Below are 17691 nucleotides of genomic sequence, written 5' to 3'. Positions count from 1 at the left end.
GCCAACCGGCCTCTACGGCACCGGCCTCGCCGCCGACGAAGGACTCTGGCAACGCGCAGGCTGGGCCGGACACTCATGACACACCCGAACGCATCCACACGTTTTGGCCAATAACCCGAAGCCGGGCCGCGAACGCCTCTCGGCGGAAGGCCGCTCGCAGCGGCGAATATTGGAGCCCGGGGTTACGCGGCCCGGCTGTTCCAGGGTAGCGAGCGCCGACTCGACACGCCTGGGCGTGCGCTCAGCGCGAACGCGAGGGTGGGATGCGTCAGCGCACGTCGACGACGACGTCCTCGACCTGCGGGTGGCCGTAGACGGAGCGCAGGACGACGAGCTCGGCGTCGACGCCCTCCGGCAGCTGGATGAGCGCCCTCGCGCCCGACAAGGACTCGTCCATCGCGAAGAAGATGTCGTTCTCCGCGGTCGCGAAGATCGTGTCCTCCCACAGGTACTGCTCGCCGTCGGTGCCGATGATCGAGGTGTCGAAGAGGGACGCGAACTTCAGGCTGCCCTCGACGCGCTCGCCGTCGATGAGGACGGCGACGAACCGGGTGCCGCTCTCGGGCGCGCCCGACTCGACCGGCGGGTTCTCCTCGATGCCGGTGATGGCGAACGACCACGAGTCGCCCGCGCCGTCGTCGACCGTCACCGACTCACCGAGCCCGACGTTCGCCTCGCCCGAGGGCGCACCGCTGTCGGGTGCGTCCGCCGACTCGCTCGGCTGCGCGGGGTCAGCGGGCTGCGGGTCGGCCGGCTGCACCGGTGACTGCGGGATGGCGGGTGGCTCGGGAATGCACCCGGTGAGCACGAGCGCGCCGGCGGCCAGGACGAGTGCGGCTGCGAGCGGACGGCGTGCCATGGCGATCTCCGATTCCGGCCGCGACCGGCGCGCGGACCCGGTTCAGCCTACGGCGTCGAGCGCATGCGTCGGGCAGGCTCGGCCGGTCAGGCGAGCGAGTCGTCGCGCCACAGGCGCGCGCACACCCGCAGGTCGTCGGCGACGTCGGTGAGCGCGGCGGCGAGCCGGGTGCGCTCCCGCGCCCGCTCGGGATTCGTCGGCTCGTCGACGTGCGCCGACTCGACGGCCCCCGCGGCGGTCACGACGGCGAAGGCAGCGGCCCGGTCGAGCGCGAGCGCGAAGTCGCCGGTGAAGACCCCGCGGAGGATCGTCTCCGAGAGCGAGCGCAGCTCGTCGGGGCTCGCCGGCGCCGGCACGCCCGCGACGACCGGCGCGGGCGTCTGGAGGGCATCCGCCCCCTGCTGGTAGAGCGCCGCCGCCTCGTCGGCCCGCTGCGTCACGAGCGCGTGCAGCAGGTTGACGCGCCACAGCGCGCCGGGCAGCGAGTGCGGCCGCGCGTGCGACCACAGCTCGGCCACCGTGTCGATGCCGTCCTCGCGCGCGAGCGTCAGGATGCGCTCGACGACCTCGGGGTCGGCCCCGGCGCGCACGCGCGAGAGCAGCGCCTGCGCCGTGTCGGCCGCGAGCTGCAGCCGCAGCACCGGATCGACGTCGCCTTCGACCCGCTCGAACCAGTCGTTCGAGAAGCGAGTCGGGCGGTGGAAGTCGTCGGCCATCGCCCACCATCATCGCGGATGCTGGCTGGGCGCGGGAGGTGCGCCTAGGTCGTGCGCACGATCGCGGGCGGCAGCTTCGGCGCGAGCCGGTGCCACACCTCGATGAGCGCGCTCGCCGCGAGGCCGATCGCGATCGACCACGCGATGATCGGCGTCGGCGGCAGCTGGAACTCGAAGAAGTCGCGCACGAGCGGCACCGTCACCGCGGCGACGAGGCCGGCGATCATGACGCCCACGATGAGCGCCCGCACCGCCGTGAACGGCCGGCAGGCGATGCCGAGCACCCACAGCCCGCCGACGGTGAGCGTGAAGACCGCGGCGGTCTGCACCTGCCGCTCGTCGAGCCCGGCCTCGCGCCCGAGGACCGTCGCGGCGACGACCGAGAGCGCGATCGTGATGCCGGAGGGGATCGTGAAGCGGAGGCTGCGGAAGAGGAAGCCGGGCACGTACCGGGTCGCGGCGGGCATGAGCGCGAGGAAGAAGGCGGGGATGCCGATCGTGAGGCCATCCGTGGCCGAGAGCTGCCGCGGCAGGAACGGGTACTGCATGAGCAGCGCCCCGAACACGAGCGCCATCGTGAAGGCGTACGTCGTCTTCGTGAGGAAGATGCGCGAGACGCGCTCGATGTTCGCGATCACCTGTCGCCCCTCGTCGACGACGCGCGGCAGGTGCGAGAAGCGGCCGTCGAGCAGCACGAGCCGGGCGACGGCCTTCGTCGCCGCAGCGCCCTCCCCCATCGCGATGCCGAGGTCGGCGGTCTTGAGCGCGAGCGCGTCGTTCACGCCGTCGCCCGTCATCGCGACCGTGCGGCCCTGCGCCTGCAGCGCCTCGACGACGCCGCGCTTCTGCCCGGGCGTGACACGGCCGAGCACGTGGTGGTCGGCGAGCACTGCCGCGAGCGCCTCCCGGTCGGCGGGCAGCTGCCGCGCGTCGAACGCGTCGCCCTCGAGCGGCATGCCGACCTGCCGCGCGACGGCGCCCACGGTGCGCGGGTGGTCGCCCGAGAGGATGCGCACCTCGACGCCCTGCTCGCGGAAGTAGTCGAGCGTCGCGGGCGCGTCGTCGCGCACGTGCTCGCCGAACGCGAGCACCGCGACGGGCGCGAGCGGCGGCAGGTCGAGGCGCTCGGCGTCGTCGGCGGTGATGGGATGCGCGGCGCGGCCGAGCACGAGGGCGCGGCGGCCGAGCGCGGCGATCTCGAGCGCGCGGCGGGCGGCCGGGCTCTCGCCGTCGTCGCCGAGCACCGACTCCGGGGCGCCGAGCACCCACGTGCCGCGCGCGCGCCCCTCGTCGAACGCGACGGCGCTCATGCGACGCGCGGAGGAGAAGCCGATCACGGCGCTCGGCCGCAGCGCCGGGTCGGGCAGCAGCGGGCGGATCGCGGCGGCGGTCGCGTTCGCGTTCTCGTCGTGGCCGAACCAGGCGAGCGCGAGCGGCCACGCGCCCGAGGCGCGCTCGAGCGCGGTCGCCGGCACCGCATCCGCCACCGACCCGCCCTCGTCGATCGGCGTCGCCTCGAGCAGCTCGATGTCGCCCTCGGTGAGGGTGCCGGTCTTGTCGAGGCAGATGACGTCGACGCGCGCGAGGCCCTCGACGGCCGCGAGCTCCTGCACGAGCACCTGGCTGCGGGCGAGCTTGACGGCCGCGACCGCGAACGCGATCGACGTCATGAGGATGAGTCCCTGCGGCACCGAGGCGGAGATCGCGGCGATCGCGAGGACGACGGCGTCCTCCCACTCGCCGCTCGCGATCGCCGCCTCCCAGCCGCCGCGCGCCTGCATCTGGCCGTTGAGCACGATCGCGATGAGCGGCAGGAGCGCGATCGAGATCCACTTGACGACCCGGTTGAGGGCGCTGCGCAGCTCGGAGTGCACGAGCGAGAAGCGGCGCGCCTCGGCGGTGAGCTTCGCGGCGAACGAGTCTCCGCCGACGCTCGTGAGCTGCACCGCTGCCGAGCCGGAGGAGACCGCGGAGCCCGAGAGCACGCCGTCGCCCGTGTGCTTGAGCTGCGGCTCCGACTCGCCCGTGAGGAGCGACTCGTCGAGGTCGATGCCGTCGGTCGCGACGATGACGCCGTCGGCAGGCACCTGGTCGCCGCGGCGCAGCAGCAGGATGTCGTCCTGCACGAGCTCCTCCATCGCGACGTCGTGCTCCTCGCCGTCGCGCAGCACGGAGCTGCGGGCGACGTGCAGCAGCGCGAGACGATCGAGCTTGCGCTTCGCGCTGTACTCCTGCACGACGCCGATGAGCACGTTCGAGATCGCGGCGAACGAGAAGAGCGCGTCCTGCCAGCGGCCGAGCACGAGCAGCACCGCGGTGCAGACGGCGATGACGAGGTTGAAGAGCGTGAAGAGGTTGGCCTGCAGGATCGAGACGAGCGAGCGGCTCGAGGCGTTCGCGAGCCGGTTGACGCGGCCGTCGGCGACGCGTTCGGCGACCTCGGCCGCCCTGAGCCCTTGCGCGGGGTCGGTGGTCGAGAGCAGCCGCTGGCGATCGGGATCGCCGACGAGGGTGCCATTGCCCTCGTCGGGCTCTTCGGCGGTGCGGGTCGCGGTGCGCGCGGGCGTGTTCACAGGCTGCGGCTCCCATCGGGTGCGGGGACGCGACAAGCCTGACGGATGGAGGGCTCGCACGACAGGGTGCAGGCCCGAAGATCCGCCTAGCGGTTGACCCTGCCCTCGCGGACCTATCCTGGAGCGGCGGGCCTGTAGCTCAGTCGGTAGAGCATCGGACTTTTAATCCGCTGGTCGTGGGTTCGAGCCCCACCGGGCCCACTGCCGTCGTCGAGGAGGACGACCGTGAAGATCGACCTCGAGCGGGAGCTGGGCGCATACCGCGCGAAGCCGGGCGAGATGCGGTCGCGGACGTGCGCCTCGAGCGGCTCGACGAGGGGCGTTGCGCGCAGCCGCTCCACGTCGGCGCGTTCGACGACGAGGGTCCGGTGCTCGCGCGCATCCACGACGAGAGCCTGCCAGCCGAGGGCCTCCGCCCCCGCGGGCGCCACCACGAGATCTACCTCGGCGACGCCCGCCGGGCCGAGGCGGCGGACGATCCTCCGCCAGCCCGTCGAGCCCGCCTGAGGGCTAGAAGGCGACCTCGATCGTCTCGTTCGACTCGATCACCTCGCGCACCGCGTCGCTCGTGAACGCGTCGATGAGCGCGGCGGTCGCCGCCGAGTCGGCGTCCTCCTCGCGCACGACGACGTGCAGCGCGAAGGTGTCGTCGAGCTCGGTGATGAGGCCGTCGTCCTCGGGGTTGAGCCCGAGCGCCGAGATGTGCGAGGGCCACTGGAAGACGAGGTCGGCCTCCTCGTAGGCCGTGTTGAGCGAGCTGATCGGGATCTGCAGGAACTCGAGCTCCTTGGGGTTGCCGGCGATGTCGTCGACCGTCGCCTCGTAGGGGTCGACCGCCGGGTCGAGCTCGATGATGCCCTCGCTCGCGAGCAGCTTGAGCGCCCGCGCGGTGTTCGACGCGTCGTCGGGGATGGCGACGGTCGCCCCCGTCGGGAGGTCGGCGATGTCGTCGAGGGTCTTCGAGTAGAAGGCGATCACGAAGTTGTAGACCGGCTGCACGCCCGTGAGCGTGCCGTCGTTCGCGGCGTTGAACCCCTCCATGTAGGGCACGTGCTGCGAGAAGTTGGCGTCGATCTCGCCGTCGTTCAGCAGCGTGTTCGCGGTGACGTAGTCGGAGACCTCGACGAGCTCGATCTCGAAGCCGTCGGCGATCGCCTCGCCGGCCGCCTCGACGACATCCGTCATGGGCGACGTGACGGCAGCCACCTGGATGGTCGTCGGCTCGGCGCCGCTCTCGGCGCCTGAGTCGGGGCTGCCCGACTGCTGCGCGCCGCAGCCGGTGAGGAGGAGCGCGGCGGCCGTCGCGGTGGCGAGGAGGGGGGTGGAGCGCATGGGAGCATCCTGCTTTCTTCGGTGGTTGGGGGTCGGGGCGGCTCAGCGGTGGTCGAGCCGCACGGAGATGCGGTGGCCGATGCCCTGCAGCGCGAGCACGCAGATGACGATGACGGCGATGGTGATGTACATGAGCGCGTCGTTGTACTCCTGGTAGCCGTAGCGCATCGCGAAGTCACCGATGCCGCCGCCGCCGACGACGCCGAGCACGGTCGAGTAGGACAGCAGGCTGATCGCGGCGGAGGTCAGCGCGTACACGAGCCCGGAGCGCGCCTCTGGCAGCAGCACGCGCAGCACGGCCTGCGGTACGGTCGCCCCCATCGTGCGCGCGACGAGCGAGATGCCCGGCGGGATCTCTCGCAGGATCTGCTCGACGAGCCGCGCGTAGATCGCGACCGCGACGAAGCACAGCGGCAGGGTCGCAGCCTGCGTGCCGAAGCTCGTGCCCATGACGGCTCGCGTGAAGGGGATGAGGAAGACGACGAGGAGCAGGAACGGGAAGGAGCGGACGATGTTGATGTACATGTTCGCGACCGACCACACCGGCCGGTGCTCGGCGAGGCCGCCGCGGCCGGTGAGGAACACGGTCATGCCGAGCGGCAGCCCGACGAGCACCGCGGCGATGAGCGAGACGACGAGCATGTAGCCGGTCTCGGCGAGCGCCTCCGCCATCGCGTCGCCGTGCTGCGCGAGCAGCTCCGTGATCCACTCCACCTACATCAGCTCCCGGCGCACCTGCTCGCGGTAGCTCGGCATCGACCGGTAGTCGCTGCGGGCCACTGCGAAGAGCTCGCGCACCGCGCCGCGCTCGAGGAGCGCCGCGCGGTCGCAGAGCGCCTTGACGACGTCGAGGTCGTGCGTGATGACGATCACGGTCGAGCCGAGCTCCTCGCGCGCCCGCTCGAGCACGCGCAGCACGTCGGCGGTCGTGGTCGTATCGAGCGACGAGGTCGGCTCGTCGCACAGCAGCAGGGCCGGCCTCGCGACGAGCGCGCGCGCGAGCCCGACGCGCTGCCGCTCGCCGCCGCTGAGCTGCGCCGGGTAGTGGTCGGCGCGGTGGCCGAGGCCGACGAAGTCGAGCATCTCGTCGATCGCCGTCGCCTGCGCCGCGCGCGACGGCCGGGCGCCGCGGGGCCCGAGCTGCAGCGCGAGCGCGACATTGGCGCGCACGGTGCGGCTGCTGAGCAGGTGGATGCCCTGGAAGACGACGCCGAGCTCGCGCCGGAGCTCGCGGAGCCCGCGCCTGTCGAGGGCACCGACGTCGCGGCCGGCGACGGTGACGCGCCCTGCGTCGGGCGCGACGAGTCCGCTCAGCACCTGCAGCAGCGTCGACTTCCCCGCGCCGCTCTCGCCGATGATGCCGAAGATCTCGCCGCGGTGAATCGTGAGGTCGACGTCGTCGAGCGCTGGGCGTGGGTCGTCAGCGCTCCGGTATCGCTTCGAGACGGCGGCGAGCTCGACGATCGGCGCGCCGCTCGCTTGCATGGTCCGTCCGCTTCCCGTCATCGGCGGCGCCCGCCGATCGCTATTTCTGTACCGGGATCAACTATAGCGTCGCGGGCATGCGGTTACCGCCCTTGGCCTGCCGGGGCGGCGATGCGCGAGGGTCAGAGCCCGGCGACGCGGAGGATCGAGCCGTCGGTGACCGAGACGAAGACCTCGCCGCCGTCCTCGAACGAGACCTGCCACGCCTGCGCGCCGCCCTCGTCCTCGAGCGAGGCGTCGTCGAACGCGCTGCCCTCGCCGATCTCGTCGGCTGCTGCCTCGAGCGCCTCGACGAGCGTGATGCCGGCGGCGTCGAGCGCGGCGCGGTCGTCGGCGTCGACCTCCTCGGCGTCGTCGGAGGTCGAGACGATCGACGAGCCGTCGCCGCTCACGATGACCGTGATCTGGCGGGTGCCGTCGGCGATGTCGACCTCCCAGGCGCGATCCTGGTCCTCGTCGTCGATCTCGTAGGCGACGCCGCCGGTCTCCTGCTCGGCGCGCTCGATCGCGGCGATGGCCGACTCGATGCCCTCGATGCCGCGACCGGACTCGCTCGGCTCGGCGCTCGAGCCGCTGCCGCTCTCGCTCGCGTCCGGTGCCGCCGAAGTCGCGACCGGCTCGGCCGAGCGCTGGGGCTGCTGATTGCCGCCCCCGCCGCTGCACGACGCGAGCGCGAGGGTGCCCGTCGCGGCGACGGCGATGAGGAGGGGGGCGCCCAGCTTCGAGTCGATGGCCATGCGCACGACGGTAGCCACGGCGGGTGGGAGCCCCGTGGGAGCGGACTGGGAGGTCAGATGCCGCCGCCTCAGATGCCGACGCCTCAGATGCCGACGCCTCAGATGCCGACGGGCGCGATGCCCCAGCGGCCTCGCCACGACTCCCCCGGCTCGAGCCAGACGAGCCCGTGACCGGAGTTCAGCGCGTTCGCCGGCGCGCTCATCGGCTCGACTGCGACCGCGTGCCGCGTGCCGTCCGGGGCGGGGAACTCGCGCGGCGTGAAGACGACCGTGTAGGGGTAGGCGTCGTCCTGCCACAGCTCGACGCCGCGCCCGCGCTCGTCGAGCAGCGAGGAGGTCGCGACGCCGTCGATGAAGTCGAGCCCGCCGTAGTTGTGGTCGACGTCGAGCTCCGACAGCCGTCGACCTGCCCGCAGGTCGGGCGCCGACGCATCCATCGCATCGACGAGGGTCTCCTCGGTCGGGATGAGGTCGACCGCGTTGAAGACGCGCTCGGCGGGCACGGTGAGGGTCAGCTCGTCGGCCGGCGTGCCGCCGACGGCGAGGAACGGATGCGCGCCGCACGCCCACGGGGCGCGCTCGGTGCCGGCGTTGATCGCCTCGTGCGTGACGACGAGCCCGTCGTCAGTGAGCTCGTACGCGACGAACGTGTCGATCAGGAACGGGAAGCCGGCCTGCGGGTAGATCGTGGCCTGCAGCAGCACCCGTGAAGCGGTCTGCTCGAGCAGCCGGTAGGGCGCGAAGCGCAGCAGGCCGTGGCTCGCGTTGCCCTTGTCCCGCTCGGTGATCGGCAGCCGCTGGACCTCGCCGCGCAGCCGCCAGTCGCCGCCCGCGACGCGCCCGCCCCACGGGGCGAGCACGATGCCCTGCGCCTTCGCCGGCCGGGCGTCCTCCGGGAAGGGCTCGATGAGGTCGAGCCCCTCGATCGTGAGCTCTCGCAGGCCCGCGGCGACCTCGGTGACCGTGGCGCGCATCCGCTTGCCCTCGACGTCGTGGGCGATCGTGAACTGCTGTCCCGTGGGTGGCCGCATGCCGCGAGCATAGGAGATGCCCGAGCGCCACTTCTCGGGTGTCCCCCACTTCTCCCGGCGAGCCGGTGTATCTTCCGACCAACGGCCCGGCAAGGGTGCCGGACCGCCCCCTTCGCGGGGTTCGGTCGAAAGGCATGAGATGACGAGCAGAAGGTTGGGTGCGGGTGCTGCGGCGCTCGCGGCGACGCTGGCCCTGACGGCGTGCGGCGGCGGTGGCGGCGGCTCCGCCGATGCCGCGGAGTTCTCCACCGAGTTCTCGGGCACCGTGAGCGCGTGGGGCTTCGAGAACGCCGACGACGTCGGCCAGTCGCGGCTGGATCACGCCGAGGCCGTGCTGGGCGAGTCCGACACGACGATCGAGATCGACGCGACGGCGTTCGACGCGCAGAAGTTCACGACCCTCGCGGCGTCGGGCGACGTGCCCGACGTCGTGCAGATGGACCGCAACTTCGTCGCGACCTACGCGGCGCAGGGGCTCATCACGCCGCTCGACGCGTGCTTCGCGGTCCACGGCATCGACCCGGACGACCGCTGGTACGAGCAGGTCGTCGATGACGTCGAGTGGAACGACCAGGTCTGGGGCGTGCCGCAGTTCTACCAGCCGCCGGCCGTGCTGCTGAACATGCGCGTCCTGAACGACGCGGGCGTGACCGAGGAGGAGATCGACCCGTCGAATCCCGACGCATTCATCGCGGCGGCGGAGCGCATGACGACGCTCGAGGGCTCGACGCCCACGCGCATCGGCTTCGACCCCCAGGGCGTCTCGAAGGCCGCGCTGTGGATGATGAGCTTCGGCGGCGGGATCATCGACGACGACGGGATGCCGACGCTCAACCGCGCCGAGAACATCGAGGCGGTCGAGTTCCTGCAGGAGCTCTACGACGCGCAGGGCGGATACGCGAACGTCAAGAGCTTCGTCGACTCCTTCGACGTCTTCGGCGACGGCAACTCCTACGTGAACGACACCGTCGGCGCCGCCATCTGGGACCAGTGGTACCCGAACGTGCTGACCGCCTACGCGGGCGAGATCGAGATCGCCGCCGTGCCGATGATGGCGCAGGACGGCGAGCCCATCACGGCCGCGTCGGGCCAGGCGTTCGTCATCCCGGCGAACGCGCAGAACCCGTCGGCCGGCTGCGCGTGGGCGCTCGAGCTCACCTCCCCCGAGGCGTGGCAGGCCGCGGGCGAGGCGCGCGCGGAGACGACCGCGTCGAACCCCGACCGCCAGGGCATCAACACGGGCCTCTTCACGGGCTCGCCCGACGTCGACCAGGACCTGCGCGAGCAGTTCGCCGACGCGGCGGGCTTCGAGGGCTTCGACGACGTCATCTCGACGTACTACGAGGTCGCCGCGGAGGGTGAGTCGTTCGGGGCATCGCCCGCCGGTCAGCAGATCCAGTCGGAGCTGCAGAACGCCGTGACGTCGGCGCTGCTGGGCGAGTCGAGCGCTGAGGAGGCGCTCTCGCAGGCTCAGGACGCGGCGATGCGCGCGCACGAGCAGGTGGCCGGCGGCCAGTAGCCGCAGGCACCGAGGGAGGGGCGCTCGACCTGCCGGTCGGGCGCCCTCTCGCGTCCCGGTCCGGCGACTCAACCCTCCGCGAGCAGCGTCGGCGTGATGCCGTGCCGATCACCGCCGGTTGCGCGCATCGCTCCACCGCGGTCACCCGCGGAGGCCGACGGTCAGCCCTTGCGGCCGGTCGTCGCGATGCCCGTGATGAACGAGCGCTGTCCGAACGCGAACAGGATGAGCATCGGGATCGTGACGATCACCGCGGCCACCATCACGTACTGGTAGTCGCCCTGCCCGCCCGCGGTCGGGCTGTACTTCGTCATCGCGCTCGCGATGCCGAGCGGCACGGTGTAGCCCTCTTGCGTACCCGTGTTGAGGTAGATGAGCGCCGCCTGCAGGTTGTTCCAGCTCGCCTGGAACTCGAACAGCAGGATGATCACGAACGACGGCACCGACAGCGGCATCGCGATCCGCCAGAACTGTCCCCACGCGCTCAGCCCGTCGAGCTTCGCCGCCTCGAACAGCTCCCGCGGCAGGCCGAGGAAGAACTGCCGCTGCAGGAAGATGTAGAACGCCGAGCCGAAGAGGTTCGCGCCCCACAGCGGCACGTGCGTGCCGACGAAGCCGAGCTGGTTCCAGATGAGGTACTGCGGCACGAGCGTGACCGCGCCCGGCAGCATCATCGTCGCGAGCACGACCCCGAAGAGGATGCCGCGTCCCGGGAAGCGGTAGTAGGCGAAGCCGAAGGCGACGAGCGAGCTCGACACCGCGACGAGCACCGCGGCGAGCACGGCGATGAAGATGCTGTTGCCGATCCAGTTCGCGAGCGGCATCTCCTCGAACGCGACGAGGTAGTTCTCGGGCACGACGGTGTTGGGGATGAGCCGGTTGTCGAAGACCTCGCCGCGCGGCTTGAGGCTCGCCGCGACGAGCCACGCGAGCGGGTACATGAACAGCGCAGCGAACAGCAGCAGCAGCACCCAGCGCACGACCTGGCCCACCCAGCCCATGGGCGTGAGCGACTGACCGCGCGCATCCCCGAACCACTTCTTGCGGCGGCGCACCTGCACGTCCTCGGGCGGCACCTCGGCGATCGCCCCGGCGGCCTGGACGGTCTTGATCGACGTCTGCGAAGCCATCTCAGCGCTCGCTCTCGTAGTAGACGAACCGGTTCCCGACTCGCACCTGGATGAGCGAGATCGAGACGATGATGACGAACAGCAGCCACGCCATCGCCGACGCGAAGCCGAAGTCGAACTGCCGGAACGCCTGCTGGAACAGGTAGATCGCGTAGAACAGCGACGCATCCGATGCCCCTTGCACCTGATCTCGATGGAAGAGCAGGAACGCCTGGTCGAAGACCTGGAACGCGGCGATCGTGAGCACGAGCACGTTGAAGAACACCGCGCCCGAGATCATCGGCAGCGTGATGTTCCAGAAGCGCCGGAGCGGTCCCGCGCCGTCGACCTCAGCGACCTCGTAGAGCTCGGTCGGCACGTTCTGCAGCGCGGCGAGGAAGATGACCATCGTGCCCGCGACGCCCCACAGCGTCATGAGCACGATCGATGGCTTGACCCAATCGGGGTCGAGCAGCCATTGCGGCCCCTGGATGCCGATCGCCGCGAGGCCGCGGTTGATCGCGCCCTGGTTGCCGTTGAGGAGCAGCAGGAACATGGATGCGGTGGCGACCGTCGGCGTCATCTTCGGCAGGTAGAAGACGGTGCGGAAGAAGCCCGCGCCGCGCCGCACGCTGTTGAGCAGCATCGCGAGGCCGAGCGCGAGCACGATCTCGAACGGCACCGCGAGCACGGCGTAGAACAGCGTGTTGCTGAGCGAGCCGATGACCTTCGGATCCTCGAACAGCCGCTCGTAGTTCGCGAAGCCGGCCGGCCGCGCGGTGTTCGTCGCGAGCTGGTAGTAGCTGAACGAGATGACGAGGCTGTAGACCATCGCGCCGAGCGTGAAGACGAGGAAGCCGATGATCCAGGGCGAGATGAAGAGATAGCCGGCGACCGCCTCCTTGCGGCGGAGCCGGCCCAGCTTCTGCTTCGGCGCCTTCGGCGCGCGCGCTCGGCGCTTGCCGGGCCCGGCATCGGCGGTGGTCGTCATCGATCCCCCTCCCATCGGGGGTCGATCTCAGGACTGGGACTGTCCCCCTGAGAAGCGGTTCTACTTCACTTCTCTGGGAGGAGCAACGATTCCGCCGCTTCCCGTTCGCGAGCGCCGCTCAGCACTCGGAGCACTTCTCCAGGGAAGACGATCGAGGATGCTCCTAGCGCAGGTGCGCGGGATGGCGGGGGTGACGCTGGTGCGGGCGGGGACGGGAGCGGTGACGGGGTCGACGACCGGGGAGGTCGCGACCGGGCTGCGAGCGGATCGCCGGACGATCCGCGTCGCCTCGGTGCCCGCCTCGCACGTGTACGTGCACCACCTCGCGCCGGTGCACGACGACGACGACGAGCCGCGCATCGAGCGGCTCGCCGACCCGGATCCCGACGACCCCGCGAGACCCGCGGGCGCCAAGTGGTGGCCGCCGACGATGCTCGAGCCCGCCTGGGTGCGCGCGCATCCGGAGTTCGACGTCATGCACCTGCAGTTCGGCTTCGACGCCCGCACGCCCGCGCAGCTCGAGGAGCTCGTCGAGGCGCTGCGCGAGACGGGGCGCCCGCTCGTCTACACCGTGCACGACCTCCGCAACCCGCACCACGAGAGCCGCGACGCGCACGATGCGCAGCTCGACGTGCTCGTGCCCGCGGCGGATGCGCTCGTCACCCTCACGCCGGGAGCCGCGGCCGAGCTCCGTCGCCGCTGGGGCGTCGAGGCGCTCGTGCTCCCCCACCCGCACGTCGTCGACCTCGAGACGATGCGCACGGCATCCGCTCGCCGTCCGAGATCGGCCGGGGATCCGTTCCGGATCGGCGTGCACGTCAAGAGCCTGCGCGCGAGCATGAACCCGCTGCCTGTCATCCGCGCGCTGAGCGAGATCGTCCGCGAGCTGCCGGGCGCGGTGCTGCAGGTCAACGGCCACACCGACGTGCTGCGACCGGGCGAGCGGTACGACCGGCCGCTCGCCGAGCTCCTCGAGCAGCAGGCCGCGGCGGGGCTGCTCGAGCTGCACGTGCACGACTTCCTCGACGACGCGGCGCTCTGGGCGTACCTCTCATCGCTCGACGTGTCGGTGCTGCCGTACCGCTTCGGCACGCACTCGGGCTGGCTCGAGGCGTGCCGCGACCTCGGCACGGCCGTCATCGCGCCCGATTGCGGCTACTACCGCGAGCAAGGGCCCGTCTTCGAGTACCGCAACAGCGACGACGGCTTCGACCCCGACTCGCTGCGCGCGGCCGCGCTCGCCGCCCATGCCGCGGGTTCGCCGCCTCCCGCGCGCATCGAGGACCGCGTCGCCGAGCGCGACGCCGTCGCCCGCGCGCACGCGCGGCTCTACGAAGAGCTCGTGCGGTGAGCGGGCTGCGCATCTGCCTCATCGCCTCGAGCCGCTTCCCGGTCGCCGAGCCGTTCGTCGGCGGGCTCGAGGCGCACACGCACGCGCTCACGCGCGCGCTCATCGAGCGCGGGCACTCGGTGACGCTCTTCGCCGGCGAGGGATCCGACCCCGCGCTCGGCGCCGAGACGCTCATCGCCGAGCCGTTCGAGCCCTCGCCCGGCGCGCGCCGCGACATCGGCGCGCCGCCGCTCCAGTGGATGCAGGAGCACCACGCCTACCTCGCGCTGTGCCTCGAGCTCGCCGCGAGCGGCGCCGACCGCTTCGACGTCATCCACAACAACTCGCTCCACCACCTGCCGGTCGCGATGTCGAGCGCGATCCAGGTGCCGATGCTCACGACGCTCCACACGCCGCCGACGCCGTGGCTCGAGTCGGCGCTCCCCTACGCCTCCGAGCGCTCGCGGTTCGTCGCGGTGAGCGGCTTCACCGCGCGGCAATGGCAGGACTCGGTGCGCGCCTCGGTCGTGCTCAACGGCGTCGACACCGCGCGGTGGCAGCCCGGTCCCGGCGGCGGGCCGGCGATCTGGTTCGGCCGGCTCGTGCCCGAGAAGGCGCCGCACCTCGCGCTCCGGGCGGCGCAGCTCGCGGGCATGCCCCTCGACCTCGCGGGCCCCGTGCTCGACGACGCGTACTTCGACGCCGAGGTCGCCCCGCACCTCGGCGCGCGCGACGGGGGCCCGCGCATCCGCTACCTCGGCCACCTCGGCTCCGAGGCGCTCGTCGAGCGCGTCGGGCTGGCCTCGGTGACCGTCGTGACGCCGTCGTGGGACGAGCCGTACGGCCTCGTCGCCGCCGAGTCGATGGCGACGGGCACGCCGGTCGCGGCGCTCGCGCGCGGCGGGCTCACCGAGGTGATCTCGCCCGAGAGCGGCCGCTTGTGCCAGACGGAGGACGCCGCCGAGCTCGCGCGGGCGATGCGGGAGGCGAGCGGGCTCTCGCGAGTCGAGACGCGCGCGCACGCGGTCGCCCACTGCTCGATCGAAGCCATGGTCGACGCCTACGAGCGCTGCTACGCGTCGCTCGCGGACGAGCGGCGCGCGGCGTGATCGGCTGCTACATCCACCACCACGGGCGCGGCCACCTCTCGCGCGCGACCGCCATCGCGACGGCGCTCGACCGGCCGGTCACGGGGCTCTCGAGCCTGCCGGCGCCGCCCGACTGGCCCGGCGAGTGGGTGCAGCTGCCCGCCGACGATCCCGACGGCGCGGCCCTCGACGCCGACGCGCACGGCCGCCTGCACTGGGTGCCGCTCCAGCACCCGGGGCTCCGCGCCCGCATGGCGCGCATCGCCCGGTGGATCGATGAGCGCCGCCCGGCGGCGCTCGTCGTCGATGTCTCGGTCGAGGTCGCGCTGCTCGCGCGCCTGCACGGCGTGCCGGTCGTCACCGTCGCGATGCCCGGGCTCCGCGACGATGCCGCGCACGAGCTCGGCTACGCGATCTCCGCTGCGGTCATCGGCGCTTGGCCGCCGGAGGCCTCGCCGCTCCGCGGGTCGCCCGAGCTCGGCTCGCGCGTGCGCGCCGTGGGGGCGATCTCCCGGTTCGCGCCGATCGAGGCCCCAGCCCGGGGGGCGCCCCGACGGGTCGTCGTGCTCGGCGGCGCGGGCGGCGACACGTTCACAGCGGATGCGGTCGCTCGCGCCCGCGAGGAGGCTCCCGAGTGGGCATGGACGCACCTCGGCGCGAACGGGTCGTGGACGGACGATCCGTGGTCGGCGCTGCAGGGCGCATCCGTCGTCGTCACCCACGCGGGCGAGAGCGCGATCGCCGAGGTCGCCGCCGCGCGTCGAGCCGCGATCGTGATCCCGCAGGAGCGGCCGCACGACGAGCAGCGCTCCACGGCAGCGGTGCTCGCCGACGAGCGGTGGCCCGCGATCGTGGTGGGCGACTGGCCCGCGTCTGGCTGGTCCGCACTGCTCGAGCGCGCGGCCGCGCTCGACGGCGGCGCATGGCGGGTGTGGAACGACGGCCGCGGCGCCGAGCGCGCCGCCGCCGTGATCGCCGCCGCGGCCGATCGAGGGGCTGCGCGATGACTCGCGTCGCCGTCATCACGATCGCCCACGGGCGGCACGACCACTGGGCACTGCAGCAGGCCGCGCTCGAGCGCTCCGAGCGCCGGCCGGATGAGCGCATCCTCGTCACGATGGACGACCCGTCGCTCGCGAGCGCCGCGCGGGAGGCGGGCGACGTGCGCGTCGTCGAGACCGACGGCGACGAGCACGGGCTGCCGCTCGCGCGCGCCCGGAACCTCGGCGCCCGAGCGGCGCTCGACGCCGGGGCTGATGTGCTCGTGCTGCTCGACGTCGACTGCCTGCCGGCGCCCGGGCTCGTCGACGCCTACGCGCGCGCCGCCGCCGCCCCCGAGACGAGCGGCCGCCTGCTCTCGGGCCCCGTCACCTACCTCGATCCCCCGCCGCCCACCGGCTACGACCTCGACCGGCTCCCCTCGCTCGACCGGCCGCACTCCGCACGCCCCGCGCCGGCACCCGGCGAGGTCGTGCTCGGCGGCACGCACGACCTGTTCTGGTCGCTGTCGTTCGCGCTCACCGCAGGCACCTGGCGCCGCATCGGCGGCTTCCACGAGGGCTACGTCGGCTACGGCGGCGAGGACACCGACTTCGCGTGGACGGCGCGGGAGCGCGGCATCCCGATGGCGTGGGTCGGGAGCGCCCGGGCCTACCACCAGCACCACCCGATCGAGGACCCGCCGCGGCGCCACCTCGACGCGATCCTGCGCAACGGCGCGGTCTTCCGCGCCCGCTGGGGTGCGTGGCCGATGCGGGGCTGGCTCGACGCCTTCGCCCGGGAGGGGCTCGTCGAGCGCACCGCGAGCGGCGACTACCGGCGCACCCCGCGGGACTGACGCGCGCGGCCTATGCCACGCATCCGCGTGCCCCCGCTGGGATTCGAACCCAGACTGCGCGGAGTTTAAGTCCGCTGCCTCTGCCGGTTGGGCTACGGGGGCGAGGGCGCTCTGCGCCCGCTCCAACGCTAGTCGGCACCCCGCTCGACCACGGCCGCGAAGCGCTCGGGCAGCAGCACGTTGTCTCCCGCGCCGCGGAAGAGCGGCGCGATCTCCTCGGGCGTGAAGCCGGCGATGCCGCAGCCGATCTCGGTGACGAGGAACTCGAGCTCGGGATGCTCGGCGGCGAAGCCGAGGAACGTCGCGACCTCGCGCTCGATGACGCCGAGGCCGCTCATCCTGTCGATCGCGTACGACTGCCCGTGCAGGCCGTGGCCCTCGCCCCAGACCGCGCCGAAGCGCTCCACGGCCGTGCGCGCGGCACCGGCCCCGTGCATCCCCTCGGCATTCGAGCCGAAGACGAAGACCTGCTGCGGTTCGAGGGACTCGACCCTGTTCGGCGACGTGCGCATGCCCCTACGGTACGCGGCTACCCTGACGCCATGACCGTCCACGAGCGCGCCACGATCATCCCGCTGCCCGACCGCGAGCCTCGCGTGCCGGAGAGCGCGCTCGTGATGCCCGGCGCCGTGATCGCCGGCGCGGTCTCGCTCGGCGAGCGCGTCGGCATCTGGCCCGGCGCGTCGCTGCGCGCCGAGGAGGAGGCCGTCACGATCGGCGACGACTCGAACGTGCAGGACAGCTGCTCGCTGCACGTCGACCAGGGCTCGCCGCTCACGATCGGCGCGCGCGTCTCGCTCGGGCACAACGCGGTCGTGCACGGCTGCACCGTCGACGACGACGTGCTCATCGGCATGCACGCGACCGTCATGAACGGCGCGCACATCGGCAGCGGCACGATCATCGCCGCGGGCGCGCTCGTGACCGAGGGCACCGTCGTCCCCCAGAACTCGCTCGTCGCGGGCGTGCCGGGCAGGGTGCGCCGCGAGACGACGGAGGACGAGCGGCGCGCGATCGCGAGGAACGCCTCGACCTACTCGGAGCGCATCCGCCTCTACGTCGACGCCTTCGGTCGGTCGTAGCT

The 17691-nt window shown here is 72.5% G+C and carries 18 protein-coding genes and 2 tRNA genes; 8 read left to right on the top strand and 12 right to left on the bottom strand.

Annotated features, from left to right (window positions below; genetic code table 11):
- Positions 1-268: 268 nt before the first annotated feature.
- The 3 genes from ACP7BI_RS13260 to ACP7BI_RS13250 all read right to left on the bottom strand — a co-directional run bounded on the left by ACP7BI_RS13260 (position 269) and on the right by ACP7BI_RS13250 (position 4148).
- The gene (locus ACP7BI_RS13260; protein WP_425847144.1) at positions 269-859 is read right to left on the bottom strand and encodes a hypothetical protein; all 591 of its coding nucleotides are present in this window, start codon (positions 857-859) and stop codon (positions 269-271) included.
- Between the two features lie 86 nt (positions 860-945).
- On the bottom strand, positions 946-1575 hold the full coding sequence (locus ACP7BI_RS13255) for a DNA-directed RNA polymerase subunit beta (RefSeq protein ID WP_425847141.1): 630 nt from the start codon (positions 1573-1575) through the stop codon (positions 946-948).
- Between the two features lie 44 nt (positions 1576-1619).
- Positions 1620-4148 (bottom strand): HAD-IC family P-type ATPase, encoded by a 2529-nt coding sequence (locus ACP7BI_RS13250; protein ID WP_425847139.1) that lies wholly within the window; start codon positions 4146-4148, stop codon positions 1620-1622.
- Positions 4149-4276: 128 nt separating this feature from the next.
- On the opposite strand from ACP7BI_RS13250, the gene ACP7BI_RS13245 reads away from it, so the two are divergent.
- Together ACP7BI_RS13245 and ACP7BI_RS13240 are read left to right on the top strand one after the other, a co-directional pair.
- A tRNA-Lys gene (locus ACP7BI_RS13245) sits at positions 4277-4349 on the top strand.
- Positions 4325-4720: a GyrI-like domain-containing protein gene (locus ACP7BI_RS13240; protein WP_425847136.1), complete on the top strand. Its 396-nt coding sequence runs from the start codon at positions 4325-4327 to the stop codon at positions 4718-4720. Before ACP7BI_RS13245 ends, ACP7BI_RS13240 begins: the two co-directional genes overlap by 25 nt.
- Here the strand turns inward: ACP7BI_RS13240 and ACP7BI_RS13235 are convergent.
- From ACP7BI_RS13235 to ACP7BI_RS13215, 5 genes are all read right to left on the bottom strand, one after another.
- Positions 4659-5480, bottom strand: coding sequence for a MetQ/NlpA family ABC transporter substrate-binding protein (locus ACP7BI_RS13235; RefSeq protein ID WP_425847135.1), 822 nt, complete (start codon positions 5478-5480; stop codon positions 4659-4661). The genes ACP7BI_RS13240 and ACP7BI_RS13235 overlap by 62 nt on opposite strands.
- A 42-nt stretch (positions 5481-5522) precedes the next feature.
- Positions 5523-6194 carry a methionine ABC transporter permease gene (locus tag ACP7BI_RS13230; protein ID WP_425847132.1) on the bottom strand — a complete coding sequence of 224 codons (672 nt, stop codon included), beginning with the start codon at positions 6192-6194 and terminating at the stop codon, positions 5523-5525.
- Positions 6195-6965, bottom strand: a complete 771-nt coding sequence (locus ACP7BI_RS13225) for a methionine ABC transporter ATP-binding protein (protein ID WP_425847129.1) — start codon at positions 6963-6965, stop codon at positions 6195-6197.
- Positions 6966-7087: 122 nt separating this feature from the next.
- Positions 7088-7702 carry a PepSY domain-containing protein gene (locus ACP7BI_RS13220; RefSeq protein WP_425847127.1) on the bottom strand — a complete coding sequence of 205 codons (615 nt, stop codon included), beginning with the start codon at positions 7700-7702 and terminating at the stop codon, positions 7088-7090.
- Positions 7703-7800: 98 nt separating this feature from the next.
- Positions 7801-8733, bottom strand: a complete 933-nt coding sequence (locus ACP7BI_RS13215; RefSeq protein ID WP_425847124.1) for an aldose 1-epimerase family protein — start codon at positions 8731-8733, stop codon at positions 7801-7803.
- 139 nt (positions 8734-8872) lie between these two features.
- Between ACP7BI_RS13215 and ACP7BI_RS13210 the strand changes: the two genes are divergently transcribed.
- On the top strand, positions 8873-10252 hold the full coding sequence (locus ACP7BI_RS13210) for an ABC transporter substrate-binding protein (protein ID WP_425847123.1): 1380 nt from the start codon (positions 8873-8875) through the stop codon (positions 10250-10252).
- 161 nt (positions 10253-10413) lie between these two features.
- Here the strand turns inward: ACP7BI_RS13210 and ACP7BI_RS13205 are convergent, their stop codons facing one another.
- Both ACP7BI_RS13205 and ACP7BI_RS13200 read right to left on the bottom strand, forming a co-directional pair.
- Positions 10414-11382: a carbohydrate ABC transporter permease gene (locus tag ACP7BI_RS13205; RefSeq protein WP_425847122.1), complete on the bottom strand. Its 969-nt coding sequence runs from the start codon at positions 11380-11382 to the stop codon at positions 10414-10416.
- 1 nt (position 11383) lies between these two features.
- Entirely contained in the window at positions 11384-12352 is a 969-nt protein-coding gene (locus ACP7BI_RS13200) for a carbohydrate ABC transporter permease (protein ID WP_425847120.1), read from the bottom strand.
- A gap of 157 nt (positions 12353-12509) precedes the next feature.
- Here ACP7BI_RS13200 and ACP7BI_RS13195 point away from each other — a divergent pair, with 157 nt between their 5' ends.
- Genes ACP7BI_RS13195 through ACP7BI_RS13180 form a run of 4 tightly spaced genes read left to right on the top strand, consistent with a single transcriptional unit; the run spans position 12510 to position 16607 of the window.
- Positions 12510-13703: a glycosyltransferase gene (locus ACP7BI_RS13195; protein WP_425847118.1), complete on the top strand. Its 1194-nt coding sequence runs from the start codon at positions 12510-12512 to the stop codon at positions 13701-13703.
- Complete coding sequence (locus tag ACP7BI_RS13190) at positions 13700-14791, top strand: glycosyltransferase family 4 protein (protein ID WP_425847116.1); 1092 nt, start codon at positions 13700-13702, stop codon at positions 14789-14791. The genes ACP7BI_RS13195 and ACP7BI_RS13190 overlap by 4 nt, the downstream gene beginning before the upstream one ends.
- Positions 14788-15777, top strand: coding sequence for a glycosyltransferase (locus tag ACP7BI_RS13185; protein ID WP_425847113.1), 990 nt, complete (start codon positions 14788-14790; stop codon positions 15775-15777). Before ACP7BI_RS13190 ends, ACP7BI_RS13185 begins: the two co-directional genes overlap by 4 nt.
- Complete coding sequence (locus tag ACP7BI_RS13180) at positions 15774-16607, top strand: glycosyltransferase family 2 protein (protein WP_425847111.1); 834 nt, start codon at positions 15774-15776, stop codon at positions 16605-16607. Before ACP7BI_RS13185 ends, ACP7BI_RS13180 begins: the two co-directional genes overlap by 4 nt.
- A 28-nt stretch (positions 16608-16635) precedes the next feature.
- Here ACP7BI_RS13180 and ACP7BI_RS13175 read toward each other — a convergent pair.
- Positions 16636-16709, bottom strand: a tRNA-Leu gene (locus ACP7BI_RS13175).
- Between the two features lie 26 nt (positions 16710-16735).
- Positions 16736-17119 carry an A1S_2505 family phage non-structural protein gene (locus ACP7BI_RS13170; protein WP_425847108.1) on the bottom strand — a complete coding sequence of 128 codons (384 nt, stop codon included), beginning with the start codon at positions 17117-17119 and terminating at the stop codon, positions 16736-16738.
- 30 nt (positions 17120-17149) lie between these two features.
- Between ACP7BI_RS13170 and ACP7BI_RS13165 the strand changes: the two genes are divergently transcribed.
- Complete coding sequence (locus ACP7BI_RS13165; RefSeq protein WP_425847105.1) at positions 17150-17689, top strand: gamma carbonic anhydrase family protein; 540 nt, start codon at positions 17150-17152, stop codon at positions 17687-17689.
- The last annotated feature ends 2 nt before the right edge of the window (positions 17690-17691 follow it).

The organism is Agrococcus sp. TSP3-2-1 (assembly GCF_049897585.1).
Classification (GTDB): domain Bacteria; phylum Actinomycetota; class Actinomycetes; order Actinomycetales; family Microbacteriaceae; genus Agrococcus.
The sequence above is the reverse complement of the archived record's forward strand: the minus strand, read 5'-3'. Positions and strand labels throughout refer to the sequence as shown.

Bases quoted from the DNA above. Each gene is read 5' to 3' on its own strand.
- ACP7BI_RS13260 (WP_425847144.1), bottom strand. From the start codon at position 859: ATGGCACGCCGTCCGCTCGCAGCCGCACTCGTCCTGGCCGCCGGCGCG.
- ACP7BI_RS13255 (WP_425847141.1), bottom strand. From the start codon at position 1,575: ATGGCCGACGACTTCCACCGCCCGACTCGCTTCTCGAACGACTGGTTC.
- ACP7BI_RS13235 (WP_425847135.1), bottom strand. From the start codon at position 5,480: ATGCGCTCCACCCCCCTCCTCGCCACCGCGACGGCCGCCGCGCTCCTC.
- ACP7BI_RS13225 (WP_425847129.1), bottom strand. From the start codon at position 6,965: ATGCAAGCGAGCGGCGCGCCGATCGTCGAGCTCGCCGCCGTCTCGAAG.
- ACP7BI_RS13220 (WP_425847127.1), bottom strand. From the start codon at position 7,702: ATGGCCATCGACTCGAAGCTGGGCGCCCCCCTCCTCATCGCCGTCGCC.
- ACP7BI_RS13215 (WP_425847124.1), bottom strand. From the start codon at position 8,733: ATGCGGCCACCCACGGGACAGCAGTTCACGATCGCCCACGACGTCGAG.
- ACP7BI_RS13210 (WP_425847123.1), top strand. From the start codon at position 8,873: ATGACGAGCAGAAGGTTGGGTGCGGGTGCTGCGGCGCTCGCGGCGACG.
- ACP7BI_RS13205 (WP_425847122.1), bottom strand. From the start codon at position 11,382: ATGGCTTCGCAGACGTCGATCAAGACCGTCCAGGCCGCCGGGGCGATC.
- ACP7BI_RS13200 (WP_425847120.1), bottom strand. From the start codon at position 12,352: ATGACGACCACCGCCGATGCCGGGCCCGGCAAGCGCCGAGCGCGCGCG.
- ACP7BI_RS13195 (WP_425847118.1), top strand. From the start codon at position 12,510: ATGCTCCTAGCGCAGGTGCGCGGGATGGCGGGGGTGACGCTGGTGCGG.
- ACP7BI_RS13180 (WP_425847111.1), top strand. From the start codon at position 15,774: ATGACTCGCGTCGCCGTCATCACGATCGCCCACGGGCGGCACGACCAC.
- ACP7BI_RS13170 (WP_425847108.1), bottom strand. From the start codon at position 17,119: ATGCGCACGTCGCCGAACAGGGTCGAGTCCCTCGAACCGCAGCAGGTC.
- ACP7BI_RS13165 (WP_425847105.1), top strand. From the start codon at position 17,150: ATGACCGTCCACGAGCGCGCCACGATCATCCCGCTGCCCGACCGCGAG.